15 protein-coding genes, 2 other RNA genes and 2 riboswitches are annotated in these 16,747 nt (G+C 34.5%); of the genes, 2 read left to right on the top strand and 15 right to left on the bottom strand.

Features of this window, described 5'->3' with window-relative positions:
- Positions 1–12: 12 nt before the first annotated feature.
- From EKQ63_RS09580 to EKQ63_RS09530, 11 genes are all read right to left on the bottom strand, one after another.
- Positions 13–633: a CpsD/CapB family tyrosine-protein kinase gene (locus tag EKQ63_RS09580; protein ID WP_140168446.1), complete on the bottom strand. Its 621-nt coding sequence runs from the start codon at positions 631–633 to the stop codon at positions 13–15.
- Positions 620–1,363 (bottom strand): YveK family protein, encoded by a 744-nt coding sequence (locus tag EKQ63_RS09575; protein ID WP_087951892.1) that lies wholly within the window; start codon positions 1,361–1,363, stop codon positions 620–622. Before EKQ63_RS09575 ends, EKQ63_RS09580 begins: the two co-directional genes overlap by 14 nt.
- Entirely contained in the window at positions 1,364–2,557 is a 1,194-nt protein-coding gene (locus EKQ63_RS09570; RefSeq protein ID WP_087951891.1) for an acyltransferase family protein, read from the bottom strand.
- Between the two features lie 329 nt (positions 2,558–2,886).
- Positions 2,887–3,027: an FbpB family small basic protein gene (locus EKQ63_RS09565; protein ID WP_048527108.1), complete on the bottom strand. Its 141-nt coding sequence runs from the start codon at positions 3,025–3,027 to the stop codon at positions 2,887–2,889.
- 359 nt (positions 3,028–3,386) lie between these two features.
- Positions 3,387–4,253 (bottom strand): 5'-3' exonuclease, encoded by an 867-nt coding sequence (locus tag EKQ63_RS09560; RefSeq protein ID WP_000757054.1) that lies wholly within the window; start codon positions 4,251–4,253, stop codon positions 3,387–3,389.
- Between the two features lie 129 nt (positions 4,254–4,382).
- Positions 4,383–5,108 carry a P-type ATPase actuator domain-containing protein gene (locus EKQ63_RS09555; RefSeq protein WP_087994401.1) on the bottom strand — a complete coding sequence of 242 codons (726 nt, stop codon included), beginning with the start codon at positions 5,106–5,108 and terminating at the stop codon, positions 4,383–4,385.
- 345 nt (positions 5,109–5,453) lie between these two features.
- Positions 5,454–5,617, bottom strand: a riboswitch (M-box (ykoK) riboswitch).
- Positions 5,618–5,821: 204 nt separating this feature from the next.
- Positions 5,822–6,005: non-coding RNA, 6S RNA (gene ssrS, locus EKQ63_RS09550), on the bottom strand.
- A 21-nt stretch (positions 6,006–6,026) separates the two neighbouring features.
- A non-coding RNA gene (ssrS, locus tag EKQ63_RS09545) (6S RNA) lies at positions 6,027–6,209 on the bottom strand.
- 116 nt (positions 6,210–6,325) lie between these two features.
- Complete coding sequence (locus tag EKQ63_RS09540) at positions 6,326–7,159, bottom strand: sulfurtransferase (protein WP_087994402.1); 834 nt, start codon at positions 7,157–7,159, stop codon at positions 6,326–6,328.
- Positions 7,160–7,161: 2 nt separating this feature from the next.
- On the bottom strand, positions 7,162–7,434 hold the full coding sequence (locus EKQ63_RS09535; RefSeq protein WP_087951888.1) for a YpbS family protein: 273 nt from the start codon (positions 7,432–7,434) through the stop codon (positions 7,162–7,164).
- A gap of 21 nt (positions 7,435–7,455) precedes the next feature.
- Positions 7,456–7,923, bottom strand: a complete 468-nt coding sequence (locus EKQ63_RS09530; RefSeq protein ID WP_087994403.1) for a GNAT family N-acetyltransferase — start codon at positions 7,921–7,923, stop codon at positions 7,456–7,458.
- A 72-nt stretch (positions 7,924–7,995) separates the two neighbouring features.
- Between EKQ63_RS09530 and EKQ63_RS09525 the strand changes: the two genes are divergently transcribed.
- Entirely contained in the window at positions 7,996–8,250 is a 255-nt protein-coding gene (locus EKQ63_RS09525) for a DUF3931 domain-containing protein (protein WP_000369737.1), read from the top strand.
- Positions 8,251–8,253: 3 nt separating this feature from the next.
- On the opposite strand, the gene EKQ63_RS09520 is transcribed toward EKQ63_RS09525, so the two are convergent.
- Positions 8,254–11,913, bottom strand: coding sequence for a dynamin family protein (locus EKQ63_RS09520; RefSeq protein ID WP_087994404.1), 3,660 nt, complete (start codon positions 11,911–11,913; stop codon positions 8,254–8,256).
- A gap of 551 nt (positions 11,914–12,464) precedes the next feature.
- Here EKQ63_RS09520 and EKQ63_RS09515 point away from each other — a divergent pair.
- Positions 12,465–13,628: a DUF418 domain-containing protein gene (locus tag EKQ63_RS09515; RefSeq protein ID WP_087994406.1), complete on the top strand. Its 1,164-nt coding sequence runs from the start codon at positions 12,465–12,467 to the stop codon at positions 13,626–13,628.
- Between the two features lie 16 nt (positions 13,629–13,644).
- On the opposite strand, the gene pbuX is transcribed toward EKQ63_RS09515, so the two are convergent.
- From pbuX to EKQ63_RS09500, 3 genes are all read right to left on the bottom strand, one after another.
- On the bottom strand, positions 13,645–14,967 hold the full coding sequence (gene pbuX / locus EKQ63_RS09510; RefSeq protein WP_087994407.1) for a xanthine permease PbuX: 1,323 nt from the start codon (positions 14,965–14,967) through the stop codon (positions 13,645–13,647).
- A 3-nt stretch (positions 14,968–14,970) separates the two neighbouring features.
- A complete protein-coding gene (locus EKQ63_RS09505) occupies positions 14,971–15,564 on the bottom strand; it encodes a xanthine phosphoribosyltransferase (RefSeq protein WP_087951883.1) in 594 nt (197 codons plus the stop codon).
- A gap of 109 nt (positions 15,565–15,673) precedes the next feature.
- A riboswitch (purine riboswitch) is annotated at positions 15,674–15,775 on the bottom strand.
- 116 nt (positions 15,776–15,891) lie between these two features.
- On the bottom strand, positions 15,892–16,638 hold the full coding sequence (locus EKQ63_RS09500; protein WP_087994408.1) for a type I methionyl aminopeptidase: 747 nt from the start codon (positions 16,636–16,638) through the stop codon (positions 15,892–15,894).
- Positions 16,639–16,747 lie beyond the last annotated feature (109 nt).

Here is a 16,747-nt window from a genome sequence, read left to right as displayed (position 1 = left end):
TTACCCCCACATTCAAGAATATAAAACTATACCTATTAATTCACATTCTTTCTTCTTTATATTTGCTATCACTTTTTGCACAGTATGTAGGGAATCTTTTCTCCTTTTAACCGCTAAGACCACTCCATCGCATTTCCCTGCAATCATGTGCGTAGCAGGAAGCTCAAATACTTCAGAGGAATACAAGAAAATGTAATCAAAATCTTCCTTCCATTTTGCAATTACATAATCAAATTCATCTGTAGCAACTAAAGGTGTACCAGTGTGTACTGTTTTTTTTGCAGGAATACAATATAAGTATTTAGATAAGTTACTAGAGAAAGTTTCATAACTACAGGAGGAATCGCTTATTATATCATTCACTGTTTTCGTATGGTTGCTTTGTAATAGTAGATGTAGCTTAGGATCGGAAAAATTCACATCGATAAGTAACACCTTTTTTTTCATTTCTGCAAACACTAGCCCTATATTGACTATAAGCGAGGCAACAACGCCTCTATCCTTCGTTGAACTAATTGTGAACACTTGTTTCCCCGATTTTTTCAACTCGTGATACAGCGTATAAAACTGCTCTTTCATTAAAGCATTATGCGGATCAAATGGAAGCTGTTTCTTTGTCTTAAACATCGACATGTTCACCTCGATATATAGATGATTGCGTATCAACTTCTGTAGATTTCTTTTTTCTTTTCGGTTTCATATTTATGTAGCAAATAACAGGGATTGTTGTTATTTTCTCCAAATCTTGTTCCACGTATATACGCTCATCAAAATAATCTCGAAATATAGCTAAACCTACCCCAACAAAAAAACTAACAAGTAAAGAGATAGGGATAATAAGTTGAAATTTCGGAAACAACTTTTCTGCATTTTCCTGTAACTCAGGGTCAGTTAATATTTTTACTCCCTGTACATTCGTATACTGTTGAAAACTTTTTTGAGATTGTTCTGCCAGTGACTTTACGATTTCTTTTACAATTTTAGAATCCGAATCTTTTACTGTAACAGTAACAATTTGTGAATTGTCCATATTCACTACTGAAATCTTTTGAGCTAATTCATAACTTGATTGCTCTAATTTCAAAGTTTTTTTGACGGTTGAAATAATAAGTGGACTTTTTAAAATATCAACATACGAAGTTACGAGCTGCTTATTTTCCTGTGTTTTATTTGTTGAATTTTCCTTATTAAACTCATCTAGATTCCCAACGAGAATTTGTGTTGAATATTGATATGAAGGCTTTAATACGTACATAGAGATAAGAATTAGAGAAACAGTTAAACAGCACATCGTCAAAAAAATTGTTACTATCCTTCTTTTCAATAACTGTTGAAAATCCTTCATACTAATTTCTTGCTTCAATTATTTCACCGCCTTTGTCTGATTCATATTCTGCACATCATTCTTTACAGATAACCCTTTCTTCTTTCTATTCGCTTGCTTTGTTACATACTTTCCGACTCTGAATGCAAATTTTTCTACAGATATATACGAAAGCATTGCAAGTATAAATGAAAAAACGAGTGAAAAAATTAAAATGATAGGCAACGGTAATATTTCATGGAGCATGTATATAAGGGAAAATAACGATATGATATGGTATAAATAAAGACTATAAGAAATCTTCCCCAAATATAACAAGTATTTATTACGCAGCAACGACGAAAAAGTTGATACTGATAAACTTAATATGACAAATAAACATGCACTTATCGCTACTACGTAGTCTCGCAATATAAAATTATTGAGCACTTTAATTTCTCCGATAAGCCCTTCATACATATAAAGTAAAATCGCTAATAAAAACCATGCAATTTTCTCATTTTTAGTACGATTACTATAAAAAACTATTACATTATTTTTATACTTCGCAACTAGTGCCCCTAGTAAAAACAGTACTGTGTAATGCAGGGTTAATGCATAGCTTGTTAATGTTAAACTTGAGTGAAATAATAATAGAATCCCGACAGAACATATACTAAAACTAAACAATATCAATAACGAATCTCTCAACGTTTTTCGTAAACAAACCATCAAAACTAACGGGAAAATTATTGATATTCGCATTTCATGAACAAGTGACCAAATTACGCCGTTATATGCATCTGTATTATATTTCCCAACCAATAATATATGCTGCACGATTAGGCTTAAAGAACTTTCAATCGTCCATGAGCGATTAAACCATTCACTTAAATGAGAAATTCCATATTCACTCATTGTAGTTTGGCATAAAATAGCTATAAGTATTGCTACAATATATGGAATATAGATTCTGCATATACGCTTTAAAAGGAAGGACCCATAACTATCGTAGTTGTTTTGAATGGATCTATACAAAACAAATCCACTCAAAACAAAAAAGATAATAACAGATTCGTTACCACTACTAAAAATTAGACGAGCAGGTGTTTCTTTTAATAGATACATAACAAATGGTTTATTATCTTCATAACTGTAATTTTGAAATACTGAAAAAATCATTAAATGATGACCAATCATTACTACCAATGAGGAAATTCCTCGAATTGAATCCAGTTCTTCATACCTATCCATCGTTTTATATCAACTCCTAATGAAATGATAATAATCATTTCAAAGCGACACCATTATTCATATTCCTCTCCTTTCTTTTCATTCCAATTTTTCATATTAAAATGATTTATAGCGTAATTTTGAATGTATTGTAACATTTTTTGTAATATTATGAATAGAAATTCTCTTAAATTGGTATATACCAATTTCAACCTCGAAAAATGAAAAAAATTGGTAGAAAAACACTATGAAAATATCTTGTATATTTACAAAAATTAAAGAGGGAAATATAGTTATTTCAATATAAAACAAAAAAGATAGCCTTTATCGGCTATCTTTTTTTACCTTATTTAGTTGCTCGAGCCACTATATGCGACATGTCGTTTCTCAATTCGTTCCTCAATTTCTTTCATATTTTCTTTATTATTTAATAGTGATTGTTTATTTTCAATTAATAATTGTTTAAAAGATTTTCTCACTTTTTTTCTCATTTTTTATTGTCCTCCTTGGGGGATGGTTTATATAAAAGATAACGAATTATCTGGTTGTTCTTATAATAATTGATTGTTGTGAATTCCATTTGAACTTTACATGAAAATTCCGTTTATTTTCTGACAACTTTGTGAACACGAAAAAGAGATCTACGTAAAACATTTTTGTAGTTGCTTCATTTCATTACATAAATCGCCATTTACGTCATCTTATATCAATTTTACCTTGTCGAAATATTTATATATTTCAAGCTCCATTCCATATACTTTCATCTACTAAAATTCTTTTTTTCAAAATAAAAAAGAAGGTGTCACCTAGTCAAACTTCGACTCATGCAACATCCTTCTTTTCAAACTATTTACAACATATTGATTAACATTTCAGGTCTTCCCCAATTCATTTCTTCACAAACGAATCGTAGTTTTTCTTCATCTATTGTGTGTAATCCTTCTTCTAGTGAACATGAAATAGGAACTTCACAATGAATTTGTGCTAATTGTAATGAAATATTTAAATTCTCTAAATCACTTTCAATCTTCGTACGTTGCGCTTTCGTTAATGATGCCACATTTTCTAGTACAGTTGCTACTGTACCATGTTCTTGTATAAGCTTATATGCTGTTTTTTCACCAATACCTTTTACACCTGGATAATTATCACTTGTATCTCCCATAAAAGCTTTCGCATGAACAATTTGCCAAGGTTCTACACCTTTTTCTTCCATAATTTTCTCCGGTGTGTAATACTCGTAATTTCCAATTCCTTTACGCAAAAGCATAACTGTAACGTTCTTATCAACAAGCTGAAGTAAATCCGTATCACCTGTTAAAATATAAACTTCCGCTTCATTGCAATATTGTTTTGCCAGTGTACCGATACAATCATCGGCTTCATACCCTTTCATACCGATAACTGGAACAGATAATTTTGCAGTCATTTCTTGCACTAGATCAAATTGTGGAATTAATTCTTCAGGCGGCGCTGCACGATTCGCTTTATAATTTGAGAACGATTCTGTTCTAAATGTTGTACTTCCCATATCCCAGCATGTTACGATGTGTGTCGGTTCAATTGCTTGCATTGCCGTTAATAAATGTTTCATATAACCATGAATCCCGTTTGTAGGGGTACCATCTTGTCGTTTCATAAACTGCCCGTAGACACTTGTTGCATAAAAAGCACGAAATAATAGTGCCATACCATCAACTAATAATACTTTTTTCATAATTCCTCTCCTACCAAAAAAATAATAACCTCACGTCATCACGTAAGGTTATATAAATAGATTACCATTCTACGTTTTTCAACTTTGTCTATTATACATTGTTTTTGTATATTTAGCATCATTTACGCATTAAGACGTTCTACTACAACAAGTATGAAGAATCCCTGTATACGTATTTTTCCCAGTTGAAACTACTACAGCTTTTGCATTTCCACTAACAATATACGTCCCTTTGAAACATACATTTTCAAGTTCAAGTGGATTATAGTCTTTCATTCTTTTCAAAGGAATAAATCGTTTGCGTTCAAGATGATAGCAACTTTCAAATTTCTCAATACTCGCATCGTTTCCTGTTATCACAGATTCATTTACTAATAGATCATTTGCATAAATGATACGTACATCTGCTGGTACTGTATCACCTTCTGAAAGGAAAATCATATCTCCAGGAACAAGCTCTTGTACTGGCAAATCCATCATTTTTAATTCACCGTTTAAACCTGTTACACTAGAACATTCTACTCGAGACACAGTAATCTTCTCACATTGTAATCCATCTCTCACATTTTGTTTTGAAAAACCTGGGATCATTCCACCTAGCTTCATCATCACTTCCGCAATACGAGCTCTTTTTGAAGTTAATTCATTTCGGCCGTATACTTGAATACGTTTTTGTGCCTCTTTCATAGATAATCCATCTCTTGTTGTTTTAAAATACGCAAATACAGATTTTACATCTCTCGTTGCGATTTCAATTAATAAATCTTTATTTTTTTGAAGCAATGTTTGTTCTTTCATTGATTTTTTACTTAATTTATATGACGTGTTACCCACAGTTTTGTTTGCATATAACATATTATCGTCTCCTCCTTTAGAACATAGGAAGAAACGCTTTGTTTCTCAATTTATCCACTTTACTGTGAAAGCGTCTAGCGCTTAAACATACATATAAACGCTACATGATGATAAATATAAAGGGAGGAACAAGTCGTTTCCTGCCTACATCATATATTTTTGATTTGAAGTATATGGGTAACGGAACCGAGTCAGAATTTGACATGCTCCTCACCTCCTCGTTTCATTTTATAGTTTATACTATGAAATTACTCATAGCTTTGTAACAAAAAGACCTTTACTCCGAAAAGAGTAAAGGCCATGACATACACAAATAAACGATTCCTAATACAATTAGAAATCTACGGACCTCTCCCTCGCCGAGTTTTAGCACTGTATAGCATAGGTACATTACCAGCTACGTTAAGAAAAACCTTAATTCGATCATTCCTGTTGACCCATTGGCGTCTCTCGACATTTTTGGGCAGTAGCATTTCTCTATACAGGAGCCTCACCTAACAGAGACTTATTTTTATTACATAGAAAATGTTACTCTTATTTAAAATAGATGTCAACAGTAGCCTACATTTTTTTCGAAAGGTATAACAAACTAACCTAGATATAATAAAGACAGAAAGTGCTATATTTATTACGGAAACTTCACAGGTGAATCCAGATAACATGGATATATGTATACAACAAAAAAACCTTACGTATAAAACGTAAGGTTTTTATATAGCCCCACATATGCCGTTCTCTCTAGATGTCCATAAACCTGCTCTCACAGGTGGATGCTCTCACAAATGTTTGTAACTTCCTTCTTAAAAAGATGGCATGTTAGCTACATTTAAATATTGAACTTCCATATTAAACTTATTGGTTTAAGACATACATAAGCTACGTACACCGTAGGAATTTTATATAATGTTAGTTGAAATAAGACCCCCGCACGTGCCGCTCCTCGTAAATGTCCAAAAACCCGCTACTCGCAGGTGGATGCCCTCACAGTTACCGTACATCTTCCTCCACAAGGAAGGCTTGATGATGGTCGCTAAATATTGAGCTTCCGTATAACTAACATCGGTTTTAGACATAAATAAGTTACGTACACCGCAGGATGTATTATTTACTTGTCGTTATATTATCACATTGTTTCCAATGTGTAAAATACAAAGTTTTTTGAACAATCTCTTGCTTGTGACCTTATTTTAATACAAATTATTTTTGCATGCAAGTGATTAATCTTCTTCTTTTGCAATTTGATTTTCTGGATAAGAAATCCAATCACTCCAGCTACCTGCATACAATTTAACATTTTGGAATCCAGCTAATTTCAATGCAACGATATTTGGACATGCTGTAACACCAGAACCACAATATACAATTGTTTCCTTATCTTTCGAAAGATTTTGGAATCGTTCTTGTTGCCCAGCTTCATTCTTAAATTGCCCTGATTGCAGCATTCCATCCTTCCAAAAATAATTTACTGCCGTTGGGATATGCCCTGCTTTTGGATCAACAAGTTCCTCTGCACCAGCATAACGTTTTGGCTCTCTGGAATCAATTAATGCAACATCTGTACCTGCATGAATATTCTCTCTCACCGTTTCCATCGTTACAAGCATATGATCTTGTATATTTGCTTTGAATGTCTTTCGTATAACAACAGGAATTTCCGGTGTTATCGGTAGTCCATTCTCTTTCCATGCTGGAAATCCGCCATCTAATATATATACTTTCTCATGTCCTACATAATTTAGTAACCACCAGAAACGAGAAGCATTTGCACCCGCTTGACTGTCATATGCAACTACTGTCGTGTGTTCATCAATACCAGCGCGCGAAAGCTTGTCCGCAAACTCCTCAATATTTGGCAACGGATGACGACCACCATGTTCTGTTACAGGACTTGATAAATCTAAATTCAAATCAAAATATAATGCATGAGGAATATGTTCTTCCTCATACTTTTCTCTACCCCAATTAGGATTCGCTAAATCAAAACGACAATCGATTATACGGACGTTCTCATCTTCTATATGCTCACGTAACCATTCGACTGTAACTATCATCTTTAACGACCTTCTTTCTCTTTCAAACGACTTACATACTCCATAACCATTTCTTTTGTAACATATTTACGCTGCAAGGTAACACCATTTTTTGCAAGAGCGTTAATTTGCTTCGTTACAGCATTAATGACATCAACCGAAAATTCTTTCCCATTTGACGCAAGAGATACAGCAGCTTCAATAGCTGCTTCACGCTGCGCATCTAATTGTAAACATGCTTTTACACTTTCATTTTGTTTACGAGAATGTGCTGTAATTGCTTTATGTACTTCCATCTTCTCTTCCCCCTAAATAAGTTATACGTTCTCATTCAATTCCATTGCAAGCCGAATCATATCACGACATACAATCCCATTTTCAATAATCTCTTCTTCATAATGCTTCGAAAAGTAATCAAAATCAATAGAAAAAATACGAAATCCACATTTTTGATATAAAGCAAGTTGTGAAACACTTGAATTGCCTGTACCAACTTCAAGTTTTGACATACCATATCCTTTAGCAGTTGCTATAGCATGACTTAATAGCTTCTTTCCAATTCCTTTTCCTTGCAAATGCTCTACAACCGCAATATTCATAATTTCCATCGTCTTCGGCCTTGTTTCCAAAATCACATATACACCGATTACATTATCTTCTTGCTTAGCTACATATGTTATCCCTCTTTGTACATATGCACCAATTTGCTGTTCACTTGGATCAGCAAGTAGTAATAAAGACTTCGGTATAGCTTCTTTTGAAATACGTTCTATTACAACAGTCATAAAAAATTCCCCCTTCTCTATTGTTCTAAACCCTCCTTGTCTACCATAAGTAATAGAAAGGAGGGATTCACCATGGACAACAATGAGAAAAAATGCAACGTCATCTCTATTGATGGAAAGAAGAAAAAGAGCGATACGTATTCCCATCCAAAATTAGTAGTAGAAAATAAAACATATGAATTCTCTTCATTCGTCTTATGCGGTGAAACACCAGACGGCAGACGACTCGTTCTTACTCATATGATTTCTACCGATGAATTTGCTGGGTTTGTCAAATCTTTAGATACAGTACTACAAAAGAAAATTGAACGAATCTTTTTCTCATAACGACTACATCACATACATTTCTTTTTCAATCTCTACTAATTGCTTTTGCAATTGTTCCTTACTTTGTTCATATAGTGATACATCAATTGTTTCAGCCAATGCAAATAATACACTTTCATAATAATTCATCACATCTTGCTGCATCACTTTTTGGAATAAGTTCCATTTCAAATCCCACTCTTGCTTATAATGATGAACAAATAAATCTTTTTCATCAGTTACATAGTTTGATACGAGAGGTTCTAATACAGATTTAGCGTCTTCTTGCATAAAGGCTTTGTCATTCTTTTCAAAAAAGCTTTTCTCGTTTTTAAAGTGTGCCAATGCTTTTTTGAAATCTTTTATTTCAACTGAAGGGAACGGTTCTTTATGTGTAATATCTTTATATTCATATTCCACTGTTCCATTCATAGAAATTGATTCATTTTCTACTTTACAGTTCACCACAATTTCATTCTTTGCACGCTTCATCGCTTCATCTATCCATCTTTCAAGGCGTAATGATGTCGCACGCATTTCTTGTAATAAATCATGCTGAATAAATGCTACTAATTCCATAACACACTGCTGCAACTGCACTTTCACATTTCCATCCGTTCGAAGCGATGCTGGATTAATAAATTCAGTAAACACATCGTTATAGCGTAGGAATAGACGTTGTTGCACGTAATAAAGCAATTCTTTCACTTCATTTTGCATCGCCTGTTCTTCAGCAAGCACACTATATGATGAAATAATATGAAGTAGTTGATCACGCTCTGCTTCATATTTTTTCGTTTGCTTCTCTTTCTCTTCATTCCCCTGCTTTGCACCATTTATCATATTTACTAACAGCTGATCTGCCCCTTGCAATGCACCATATAAAGCATGAACAGATACGAGCATTAAATCTCTCATCATAAAGGATGTAAATGATTCCTCGAACTTAGCAATCCCAGAGTTTTGTAAAATACCGTACTTGTCTTTCTCAATATTTTTTCCTTGTTTCTCTTCAAGCGCACATAAACTTGAAATTGCAAATAAACGTGGATTTCTAATACCGTATTGCAGTAGCTGGTCTGCGATATAACCTTTTACCATTTCAAGTTCTTCTTCAGACTCTGCTAAATCGGCCGCATTAATTAAGAAGAACATTTTATCAAGAGCAAAAGTATCCTTTACACGACCAAGCTGAATTAAAAATTCACGGTCAGCACGAGAGAACACGTGATTATAATACGTTACAAACAAAATAGCATCTGCGTTTTTAATATACTGGAACGCAACGTCTGTATGGCGGGCGTTAATAGAATCTGCTCCAGGTGTGTCTACAAGCGCTACCCCTTGCCTTGTTAATGCACAATCATAATAAAGCTCCATGTACTCAACAAAACAAGATTTTTCTTCATTCGCTACATAATCAGAAAACTCATCTAATGTAACTTGTATTTGCTCACCTAAATGCGTAGAAACCGTATCATACCCTTTTTGTACAGCTCGTAAAAAGCTAAATGTTGTTTTTTGCTTTCCAGTTGGTGAAGGGTATTTCATAACTTTATCAATCTGTGCTAACGCTTCATCTAACGTAGTAATTTCATAATGAAACAGTTTATAAACAGCTTTCATATCTTCTAATAAGGCTTGCTTTGATTTAAATTGAACCATTACTGTTCCGTGTGGTTTTTCCTCAGTAACTGGCAAAATTTGATTAATCGTTGCCGTCGTCGGATTTGGTGACACAGGAAGTACTTTATCACCAAGCAATGCATTGGCAAATGATGATTTCCCAGCACTAAAAGCTCCGAATAACGCTACTGTAAATTGTTTCGTTTCCACACGGCGCCTTTTTTCTATTACCTCTTGCTGTACATGTTTCAGCGCTGGCAATGGCTCTAATATCGTTTCAGCTTTCTTCACTTTCTCTAATATACGCTGAATATTTAAAGCTGCCGTTCCTTTTATCTCTTCCTCATGAGCCGCTACGTTATCATTTACAACTTCCTGCTCTTGTAGTGTGAATTTCTCACTTACAATTTGTTTTTTACTTTGCAATATCTCTTCTATTTGCAACCCTTCTGGTGTAGCAACACGCTCATGCCAAACATTTTGTAAATAGCCTTCATATGCCTCCAAGTTGTTACTGTATTGCAATTGTGTTTCTTTCGCCGTTTGCAACATCGTATATGTTTCAATCTCTTCTTCAATACGATCAACTTCTTCTTTCACCTTTTGCTTTAAAACGACTGCACTTTTATCAAAAATTTGCTGTGCTTTTGTAAAATAACGTTTCTTTAATTCATTCGCTACATCCGCTGTATAAAGAAGTAAGTAATCACCAGTGAAACCTGCACCTTGTTTAATTACTTCAGCTAACATTTCTGGTCCAAAAGCAATTTCTAAAGCATATATGTCTTTCCCAATCTCTTCTGTAAACAAACCTTCTTCTTTTAAGAAGGCAACAATAAATTCTTTCACATGAAAATCAAGTTGCGTTTCGACAGTCTTTTGCAAAGCAGAATAAAAAGCATCTAAACGTCTCTGTTTTTCTTGCTCAGTCTTTCCTTTCGCAAATAGTAAACCAACTTTAAATTTTGTTAATTTCGTTTCTAAGTACGCATTTGCCAATTCTCTCATTTCAAATGGCATTAAATACGCGTTATCTAATATAGCTTGTAAGCCTTTTATAAATTCGTTTCTCACATGAGACTCTCTACTAGCCTCGCGATGTTTCGTTTCCGTTAGCTCCTCTTTCCTTTCAACTATTTCTGAAATAGAAAGCGGTGATGCTAACTCTTCCTCATATTTCAAAAGAGCTTTTTCATTTTCAGAAAGAATAAACGAGAAATGTTCCCCCATTAAATATTCTGTTTCTCGCTCCATTCCCTCGCTTACATACTGCTCTTTTTCTTTCATAATAGAAGTAATTAATGTTTCTAGGTTTCTAATTTCGTTATGTGGATGGTTCATCATTCGTAATGAAGTATAATACACGCCATCTACTTCAATATCCCAGTTAGAGAACGATTGTTTTACACTATCTTTATAATCCGCAAACGATAATTCATTTTCTTTATGTTTATCTATTTGATTTACAACGAGATAAACCGTTTTATTACGTTGTTTCAATTCTTTAACAAATTGTAAATTCACTTCCGATTGGACGTGATTATAATCCATCATATAAAAAATTACGTCTGCTAAATGCAGCGTTGATTCTGTCGCTAATTGATGGGCATCATCTGTTGAATCAATCCCTGGTGTATCAACTAGCATAACACCTTCAGGAATTGGAGCATCATTCCGATAAATATGAACACCAATTACCTCATCGCCATCTTTACAAATTTGTTTTAATTCTTCTGCTGAATATGCACCGTCATATTCGTACTGCTCTCCAGATTTAATCGTTACAACAACACGATCAAATCCCTTTTCAATTTTAACGACGTTAGCGCTTGTCGGAATTGGACTTGTCGGTAACAACTGCGCTTTATATAGATGATTCATCATCGTTGATTTCCCTGCTGAGAAGTGACCGCAGAATGCTATCATAAGCTGCTCTCGTTTATATTTTTGAATTACTTCAAACAACTTTAAACTATTCTCTGCATCGCCGTGTTTTTGCCACTCTTCATAAAAACAAACAAGTTTTTTCATACCGTTTGTCTGTACTATGTTTGTCATCCCCTTGTTCCCCTTTATCCAAGATGTATATACTTTTCCCCGCTATTTGCGAGCTCATAATCAAACAAGAGATACATCCCCTCATTGATTACCGTTTCACTTTACTATCATACTAAATTTTCAGCATATTCTCATTAAAAATAAAAAATCCCTTTCATTCTTTTTACAAATGAAAGGGATTTCATGTCATATCACTCATTTTGCTGTTCCTACTCCATTTAAAACATACTTTGCAATAACTGCATATACAGCAACTGTACCTGCTACTAATGCATATACCATACTCATGCACCAACCTTTTTTTGATAATGATTATCACTTTTGAATACATTTTATCATTAAAGAGAATCATTATCAACACTTTTCATAAAGAAAGCCCCTTATAAGAAGGAGCTTCACTGCCTGTTTTGAAAAAAGGTAAAACTTGTTGTGCACTCTTATTATATCTCATAATGCACATCTTAACAGTTTTAAAAATTGGAAATTACCTATATACCCTCCCGTTTACATTTTGTATAATAAAAGGGAATTACTTAACAAGGAGGAAAATAATGACACAAAATATTTCACAAGGCGAGAGGATACACTCCATCGATATTATTAGAGGAATAGCTGTATTAGGTATTTTTCTTGTGAACTGGCCTGTTATTGCTGGCGTTGACTCACGTGATATTACAGGAATTTACGAAGGGATAGACAGCTACATTCGCCTATTTTACGATATGTTTATTCAAACGAAATTTTATACCATTTTTTCGTTTTTATTCGGATTAGGTTTTTATATTTTTATGAATCGTGCTGAGGCAAAAACAGATCGTCCAAAAACTTTATTTGTTCGTCGCTTACTTATTTTATTATTATTTGGTTTCTTGCATTACGTTCTTTTATGGGACGGAGACATTTTACATACTTATGCAATTACTGGTTTTTTCTTATTTTTATTTTATAAGAGAGAGCCACGAACTATTTTAATTTGGTCAATTGTACTATTAAGTTTCATGCAACTATTCTCATTATTAGGTTCTCTCCTCATGTTAATCGTGCCAGTAGAGGAGTTAGGCCTTTCCACAGCAATTATGCCGTTAGAAAACTGGGGCTTACAAATCACAGACCGATTCTATTCTTTCTACTCTGAAGCAATAAGTAACAGTCTTATTATGCTTCCTGAAACACTAGGATTGTTTTTACTCGGATTATATGCCGGTAAAAAAGACATTTTCCGCCGTGCTAAGGAATTAGATCCAAAACTTAAAAAATGGCAAATCATTATGTTCATTTTAACATTACCGATGTGGTTTATTATGGTTTACTTCTTTATGAACAATCAACCATACACACCATTTTCACTTATGGGTATCACGATGATAAGCGGAAAGACATTATTCATATTCTACATTTTCACGCTCATGCGTTTATTACAAAAAGAAAAATGGCAAAAGATATTACGTCCGTTCCAGTACGTTGGTCGAATGGCATTAACAAATTATATCTCGCATACAATGGTTACGTTGCTTGTATTCGGAATATTGTTCAAAAATGATTATCTTGCTCCATTATGGGTAGGACCACTATTTTGCATCGGTTTCTACACGCTGCAAATCTTTATTAGCCGCTGGTGGCTGTCACGTTACCAATACGGACCACTTGAATATATATGGCGTCTTGGTACGTATGGGAAAATGATGCCACTTAAAAAGAAAAGCAAGGTCTCGTAATGAGACCTTGCTTTTTTTACGCTTCTCTTACTGCACTTTGCATAGACACTGGCTCTTCCTTTACTTTCACTTTACGCTGCGGCACCATATTAAATACGATATTTAAAAGGACTGCTGACGCACTTCCAAGTACGATTCCGTTATCTGTTAAAATACGAATGCTTTCTGGAAGTTGTGAGAATAGTGTCGGAACAACTGTAACCCCAAGCCCAATTCCAACAGAACATGCAACGATTAATAAGTTTTCTTGTCTTCCAAAATCAACGCTACTTAACATTTTAATACCATATGCCATTACCATACCGAACATCGCTAACATTGCACCGCCAAGTACTGATTTCGGAATGATTGTTGTAATAGCTGCGATTTTTGGAATGAACCCAAGAACGATTAACATACCACCGCAAGTATAAATAATAACGCGATTTCTTACTCCAGTTAATTGAACAAGTCCTACGTTTTGAGAGTATGTTGTATACGGAAAGGCGTTGAAAATACCACCTAACACCATCGCTAATCCTTCTGCTCGATACCCTTTTGTTAATTCTTTTTCACCAATCTTTTTATTGCAAATATCAGATAATGCAAAGTAAACACCTGTCGCTTCTACAATCCCTACGCAAGCAACTAAAATCATCGTAATAATTGGCGTTAATTCAAACGTTGGTGTACCGAAGTAAAATGGCTGAATACCATGGAACCAATCTGCTTCTCCAACCGCTTGCAAGCTTACTTTCCCCATAAATGCCGCAACGATTGTACCGAACAATAGACCTAGTAAAATAGAGATCGCACGAATAAATCCGTCAAAGAAACGATACATAATGATGATAAATAGTAACACACCAAATGCTAATGCTAAATTTTCAAGACTACCAAAATCTTTACTTCCTACTCCACCAGCCATATCATTAATAGCGGCAGGAACAAGTGTAACTCCAATTACGGTAACGACAGATCCTGTTACAACAGGGGGAAACAGCTTTACAAGCTTTCCAAATAATTTCGCAAAAATAACAACGAATAACCCCGCAGCAATAATCGCTCCATAAATAGAGGATACGCCGTATTGTTTCCCGATTGCAATCATCGGGCCAACCGCTGTAAATGTACAACCAAGTACAACTGGAAGTCCAATACCGAAAAAGCGATTTGATAATGCTTGTAAAATTGTCGCAACGCCGCACATTAATAAATCAATTGAGACTAAATACGTTAACTCTTTTTGATTTAAACCAAGTCCGCCGCCCACAATAAGCGGAACGATAATTGCACCAGCATACATTGCAAGCATATGCTGCATACCAAGTGATGCGATTTTAAATGGATGTTGCTTCATCGTTTATTTCACCTCCGCAGTTTCTTGCTGTACAAATGTAACTGCGTTATTATCAAGTGATGCAATTTCTGCTAGTGATTCAACACGAACTCCTTGTTCACGAAGCTTCTTTCCTCCATCTTGAAATGCCTTTTCAATAACAATCCCAATTCCTGCAATACTTGCTCCTGCCTGCTCAACTAAACTCATTAAACCTAAAGCAGCCTGACCGTTCGCTAAAAAGTCATCGATAATTAAAACGCGATCACTTTCATCGATATGATTTCGAGATAATGAAATTTCATTCGTTTCTTGTTTTGTAAATGAATATACGTTTGCAACATACATATTATCTTGTAACGTTAACGATTTACGCTTTCTAGCAAAAATCACTTTTACACCAAGTTCTAATGCAGCCATAACCGCTGGTGCAATGCCTGAAGATTCAATCGTCACGATTTTTGTAATGTTCTCTTCTTTAAAACGTTTAGCAAATTCTTTTCCGACTTCTTGCATAAGTACTGGATCAATTTGATGATTTAAAAAAGCATCTACCTTTAATACGTCACCAGATAATACCTTTCCTTCGTTCAAAATCTTTTCTTGTAATACTTTCATGTTTGTTCCCCCTCTTATGCAATAAAAAAAACTCCAAAAGCCGCCACCACTCGTTACAAGTGAGAGACGCGCTTTTGGAGTTTCGCAAAAAAAGAATGCTAAACAAGCAAATATATTCGTCCTCACTCATAGTCAAAGTATTTACGGTACTTCGGTAGAAACTTGCAGGCCATATCCCCGCGATTATATGAGTGTAGCTAACTATTTATTTTATAGAAGGATTATAACGTACTTTTTATACTTTGAAAAGCTTTTATTAATAAAACACGGACAAATTTTATAAAATCATCATTTTCGTTCGAGTTTTGTAAACTCTTTCATTCCCAATTATAACTTCGTTAAAATAATTGGTCCATCTTCTGTAATCGCAATTGTATGCTCATATTGAGCTGATAATTTCCCGTCCATCGTTCTCGCGGTCCATCCATTTAAATCTACTTTCGAATATCGCATACCTACATTGACAATTGGCTCAATCGTAATTACCATTCCTTCTTGTAACTCAGGCCCTTGTCCTTGCTTCCCAAAATGAAAAATTGCTGGCTCTTCATGAATCTCTTTACCGATTCCATGTCCCGTAAAGTCTCTTGCGACAGAAAAACCTTCACTTGCTACATAACTTTCAATTGCATAGCCAATATCTCCTACATGATTACCGATTATCGCCTGATCAATCCCTTTATACAAAGCATTCTCAGCTACTAACAACAACTTTTCTGCTTCATCAGAAACTTTTCCAACTCTATACGTCCAAGCAGAATCTGAAAGACCACCATTTAAGTTTACTACCATGTCAATTGTTACAATCTCACCCTCAGTTAAAGGAACATCGGCCGGAAACGCATGACACATTTCATCGTTTACAGATGCACATATCGCATATGGATATCCGTTGTACCCTTTCTGCTCAGATGTTGCACCATACTGTTCTAAGTATGCTTCAACGAACGTATTAATTTCTTTTGTCGTAATACCCGGTTTCATTATTTTCGCAATTTCTCTATGACATGAAGCAAGTAATTTTCCAGATTCATGCATTAACTCTATTTCATTTTTCGTTTTAATTATACTCATGCTGTCTCTCCTTACTAAACTTGCTATTTACTATTAAACTTCAATCATACACATCCTCTTCCAAAATTTCAAAACTTCCAATTACAAAAAGTATGATTCATTTCTGCAT

It is taken from the genome of Bacillus sp. BD59S, from assembly GCF_007363175.1.
GTDB classification, from domain to species: Bacteria; Bacillota; Bacilli; order Bacillales; family Bacillaceae_G; genus Bacillus_A; species Bacillus_A pacificus.
The sequence above is the reverse complement of the archived record's forward strand: the minus strand, read 5'-3'. Positions and strand labels throughout refer to the sequence as shown.

Bases quoted from the DNA above. Each gene is read 5' to 3' on its own strand.
- EKQ63_RS09580 (WP_140168446.1), bottom strand. From the start codon at position 633: ATGTCGATGTTTAAGACAAAGAAACAGCTTCCATTTGATCCGCATAAT.
- EKQ63_RS09570 (WP_087951891.1), bottom strand. From the start codon at position 2,557: ATGGATAGGTATGAAGAACTGGATTCAATTCGAGGAATTTCCTCATTG.
- EKQ63_RS09565 (WP_048527108.1), bottom strand. From the start codon at position 3,027: ATGAGAAAAAAAGTGAGAAAATCTTTTAAACAATTATTAATTGAAAAT.
- EKQ63_RS09560 (WP_000757054.1), bottom strand. From the start codon at position 4,253: ATGAAAAAAGTATTATTAGTTGATGGTATGGCACTATTATTTCGTGCT.
- EKQ63_RS09555 (WP_087994401.1), bottom strand. From the start codon at position 5,108: ATGTTATATGCAAACAAAACTGTGGGTAACACGTCATATAAATTAAGT.
- EKQ63_RS09540 (WP_087994402.1), bottom strand. From the start codon at position 7,159: ATGATAGTTACAGTCGAATGGTTACGTGAGCATATAGAAGATGAGAAC.
- EKQ63_RS09535 (WP_087951888.1), bottom strand. From the start codon at position 7,434: ATGGAAGTACATAAAGCAATTACAGCACATTCTCGTAAACAAAATGAA.
- EKQ63_RS09530 (WP_087994403.1), bottom strand. From the start codon at position 7,923: ATGACTGTTGTAATAGAACGTATTTCAAAAGAAGCTATACCGAAGTCT.
- EKQ63_RS09525 (WP_000369737.1), top strand. From the start codon at position 7,996: ATGGACAACAATGAGAAAAAATGCAACGTCATCTCTATTGATGGAAAG.
- EKQ63_RS09520 (WP_087994404.1), bottom strand. From the start codon at position 11,913: ATGACAAACATAGTACAGACAAACGGTATGAAAAAACTTGTTTGTTTT.
- EKQ63_RS09515 (WP_087994406.1), top strand. From the start codon at position 12,465: ATGACACAAAATATTTCACAAGGCGAGAGGATACACTCCATCGATATT.
- pbuX (WP_087994407.1), bottom strand. From the start codon at position 14,967: ATGAAGCAACATCCATTTAAAATCGCATCACTTGGTATGCAGCATATG.
- EKQ63_RS09505 (WP_087951883.1), bottom strand. From the start codon at position 15,564: ATGAAAGTATTACAAGAAAAGATTTTGAACGAAGGAAAGGTATTATCT.
- EKQ63_RS09500 (WP_087994408.1), bottom strand. From the start codon at position 16,638: ATGAGTATAATTAAAACGAAAAATGAAATAGAGTTAATGCATGAATCT.